The following is a 4,311-nucleotide window of genomic DNA, read 5'->3' on the forward strand; positions in this document are numbered from 1 at the left end:
AGGAAGCATTAGCAGCAGAAGCTGAATAATAAGTATTAAAACGGCGTCAGGCCTAAACGCTGGCGTCGTTATTTTTTAGAAAAAGAGGAGAAAAATTAATTATGGGACTTTTAGGTGAAACAAAACCAGTCAAAAAACCAATTTTAGGCGTTTCTTTATATCCAGAACAAGAAACTATGGAGGAAATCGAAAACTATTTAACAATGGCTAGCCATTATGGCTTCACAAAAATCTTTACGAGTATGTTCAGTGTTCCGGGAACAAAAGAAGAAGTGTTTGAATACTTTAAAAACTTTTGTGATCTAGCACATAAATATGGAATGAAAGTGTCTGGCGACTGCAACACTGCATTCTTAAAGAAAATGGGTGCTAGCGAAAGTGATATTTCAATTTTTAAAGAAATGGGAATCGATATTATTCGTATGGACCTTCCCTATTTTGATCAAAGAGATGTAACTTTAATCAACAACCCTTACAACATCACAATTGAATTATCAAGCTGTATGATTCAAGCCGTTCGTATGGCTTTGGAAAATGGGGCAAATCCAAAGAATTTCTCAACTTGCCACAACTTCTATCCAGAACGCTATACGGCATCCGACTTAGAAAGCATTCGTGAAGTTAATAAAGAACTTTCTAATTTAGGTATTCCAAGTGCAGTCTTTATTTCTAGCAATGAAGAAAACACACACGGTCCATGGCCCGTACACGATGGACTTCCAACGGTTGAAGATCATCGTTGGATTCCAGCTGAATTACAAGTTCGCCATTGGATTGCGGTAGGTGATGTGGATGAAATCATCTTCGGTAATGCCTTTGCGAGTGAAGAAGAATTTAAAGCGATTGATCAAGTGATGAAGGAAGCTTATGTCGATATTCCAAAACTAGTTGGCCAAGATTACTTGGCAGAACTACTTCCTCATGGAGAAGTAGAAAGAGTTCCATTTAAAGTCGTATTAGATGATGGTGTTACAGATTTAGAAAAAGAAATCTTATTTGATAATGTTTATCACCAATGTGGAGAAACACCATACTATATGATTCGTTCTCGCTGGACAAGAATGTTCTATGGTAAAAAGAGTATTCCAGAAAGAAAAATTGATGAAGAATACTATCATCGAGGAGATGTAGTTATCGTAAATGACAATTTGGCTCATTATCGTGGTGAAGTGCAAATTGTATTAAAAGATATGAAAGTGGATGGACAAAGAAATCGTATTGGTCATATTCCTGAAGCAGATCATATCTTATTGAATGAAGTAAAATCAGGAAGAGGCATTTGTTTCTTAAAATAGAAAGAGGATTATTTATGTCATTTAGAGAAGATTTTTTATGGGGAGGCGCAACTGCAGCCAACCAATATGAAGGTGGATGGGACCAAGGTGGAAAAGGTGTCAGCAGTTCAGACTGTTGTACTCGTGGTTCTAGAACACAACCAAGAAAGGTAACATATAAAACAAGTGATGGTGTTGTACATGCCGATATGATGTTTGGTTTAGATGCACCAGAAGATGCTGTATTTGGATGTTATGAAGGATATGATTATCCAAGTCACGAAGGCGCAGATTTCTATCATCGTTATAAAGAGGATATCGCTTTAATGGGAGAGATGGGATATAAAACATTCCGTATGTCAATTAACTGGACGCGTATTTTCCCATTGGGATATGAAGAAGAACCAAATGAAGAAGGTTTGAAATTTTATGATGATGTATTTGATGAATGTTTAAAACATGGGATTAAACCATTAGTGACTTTGTCTCACTATGAAACACCAGTTGGACTTACAAATAAATGGGGATCATGGTCTGATGAAAGAACGATTGAATGTTTCTGTCGTTATGTAAAGGCTGTTGGTGAAAGATATAAAGGTAAAGTTGAATACTGGTTAACTTTCAATGAAATTAACTGTCTAGGATTTGGTGGCTGGATGGCTGCAGGTGTTCCTAGTCGTGATCCACAAAAGATTGCGAATGCAGCTAAACACCAATTGATTGCGAGCGCAAAAGCTGTTCAAATTTTACATGAAATTGATTCAAATAATAAAGTGGGAAATATGATTGGATATGGAATGATTTATCCTCACACATGTGCGCCTAGAGATGTTTTAAAAGCTTGGTCTAGCTTTAATGGAAGCTATTTCTATTGTGATGTACAAGCTCGTGGGTATTATCCTGCTTATAAACTAAAGGAATATGAAAGAAATGGAATTGAATTTAGTTTAACAAAGGAAGAAAAAGAAACATTAAAGAATGGTACAGTAGACTTCATTAGTTTCTCTTACTATATGTCAAACTGTGCTTCAGATGATCCTGAAGTATTAGCTAATCAAGGTGGAAACATGATGTTCGGTGTGAAAAACCCATACTTGAAAGCGAGTGATTGGGGATGGCAAATTGATCCAACGGGACTTCGTTTATCTTTAGACTACATGTATGATCGTTACCAATTGCCTTTGATGGTTGTTGAAAATGGTTTGGGAGCACAAGATACAGTGGAAGAAGATGGAAGTATTCACGATTCATATCGTATTGATTACTTGCGTGATCACATCAAAGCTATGAAGGATGCCGTTGAAATTGATGGTGTTGAATTATGGGGCTACACTCCATGGGGATGCATTGACTTAGTATCGGCTTCTACTGGTGAAATGCACAAGCGTTATGGCTTTGTGTATGTAGACTATCAAGATGATGGAACTGGTGAAGGGGATCGTAGTAAAAAAGATTCTTTTGACTGGTATAAGAAAGTTATTTCTTCAAATGGAGAAGATTTAGATTAATGAAATACGCAATTTTTGTAGATGTGGATGGCACTTTACTAGATAATAAACAACAGATACCTGAAAGTGCTGTCTACGCTATCCAAAATGCGCGTAAGAATGGTCATTATGTTTTCTTGAATACGGGAAGATGTAAAGCCGAATTATTCGAATCCATATTAGATGTTGGGTTTGATGGAATTATTTGTTCATCTGGTGGATACATTGAATATGAAGGTCAATGTATTCGCCATTTGACTTTTGATGAGAATGATATTCAAGCTTTGATCCAGTATTTCGAGAAAAACAAGATTGGCTATTACTTAGAATGTAATCATGGCATGTATGTCAATACACTTTATCACGATTGGATGCAAGAAGCGTTTAAGAATTTTATGCCAGAAAGTGCTGAAGACTTTACGAGCTCAATGATCGTAGTGGATGGTTCGCAACAAATTTATGAAGTGAATAAAATCTCCTTTTTATGTACTATAAATAACTTTGACCAAATCTATAATGATTTGCATGAACATTTCAACATCATAAAAAATACCATTCCTATGATTCGCGATGTGTCTGGAGAAATCAGTATTAAGGGTATTCATAAGGCGGATGCAGCGGATATCTTATTAAAACATATCGGATTAGAAGATTTATCTACGATTGCGATTGGGGATTCGGACAATGATATTGAGCTTTTACAACACGTTGATATTGGCATTTGTATGGGTAATGGTACAGAAAAGTGTAAGGCTGTATGTGATGAAATTACAGATGATGTAGAGCATGATGGATTGTATAAGAGTTTTATCAAATATAATTTAATAGAAAGCAGGTAAATTAAATGAGTTTTCCTAAAGATTTTTATTGGGGAGGAGCTACGGCTGCCAACCAATATGAAGGTGGCTGGAACGAAGGTGGAAGAGGCCCCGCTATGACAGACGTAACAACAGGTGCTACAAAAGATACACCTCGTTATGTGACATATAAAAATGCAGATGGTACAACAGGTAAAATCAGTATGTTTGGTGGTACTTTACCTGAAGGGGCTGAATATGCATGTTTAGATGGATATTATTATCCAAACCACATTGGTACAGATTTTTATCATCATTATAAAGAGGATATTGCCCTGTTCGCGCAAATGGGCTTTAAAATGTTTAGAATGTCCATTTCTTGGCCAAGAATTTATCCAAATGGTAATGATGAAAAGCCAAATCAGGAAGGATTAGATTTCTATCGTAGTGTATTTGAAGAGTTACATAAGTATGGCATTGAACCATTAGTTACGATTTCACATTATGATGACCCTTTATATATGGAAGAAAAATTGGGCGGTTGGCAAAACCGTGAAACCATTGGTTTATATGAAAAATATTGTCACACTATTTTTGAAGAGTATAAAGATTTAGTTAAGTATTGGCTGACATTTAATGAAATCAACAGTGCAATTATGGCCGTATCTTTTATTCCAAAAGCTCCTCTTTTGCAAATGGGTGGTAATTATCCGCTTATTTACTGTGCTTAGAGCTCATTGCATCCCGATATCG

Annotated in this window: 4 protein-coding genes; all 4 read left to right on the plus strand. The window is 36.0% G+C overall.

Annotated features, from left to right (window positions below):
* The first annotated feature begins 101 nt into the window (after positions 1-101).
* Genes Q0F04_RS11395 through Q0F04_RS11410 form a run of 4 tightly spaced genes read left to right on the plus strand, consistent with a single transcriptional unit; the run spans position 102 to position 4,289 of the window.
* Positions 102-1,295 (plus strand): MupG family TIM beta-alpha barrel fold protein, encoded by a 1,194-nt coding sequence (locus tag Q0F04_RS11395; RefSeq protein ID WP_295753392.1) that lies wholly within the window; start codon positions 102-104, stop codon positions 1,293-1,295.
* Between the two features lie 14 nt (positions 1,296-1,309).
* Complete coding sequence (locus Q0F04_RS11400; protein WP_295753394.1) at positions 1,310-2,782, plus strand: family 1 glycosylhydrolase; 1,473 nt, start codon at positions 1,310-1,312, stop codon at positions 2,780-2,782.
* A complete protein-coding gene (locus Q0F04_RS11405) occupies positions 2,782-3,600 on the plus strand; it encodes a Cof-type HAD-IIB family hydrolase (RefSeq protein ID WP_295753396.1) in 819 nt (272 codons plus the stop codon). The genes Q0F04_RS11400 and Q0F04_RS11405 overlap by 1 nt, the downstream gene beginning before the upstream one ends.
* Positions 3,601-3,605: 5 nt before the next feature.
* On the plus strand, positions 3,606-4,289 hold the full coding sequence (locus tag Q0F04_RS11410) for a family 1 glycosylhydrolase (protein WP_295753398.1): 684 nt from the start codon (positions 3,606-3,608) through the stop codon (positions 4,287-4,289).
* The last annotated feature ends 22 nt before the right edge of the window (positions 4,290-4,311 follow it).

It is taken from the genome of uncultured Holdemanella sp. (assembly GCF_934772795.1).
In the GTDB taxonomy this organism is placed as follows: domain Bacteria; phylum Bacillota_I; class Bacilli_A; order Erysipelotrichales; family Erysipelotrichaceae; genus Holdemanella.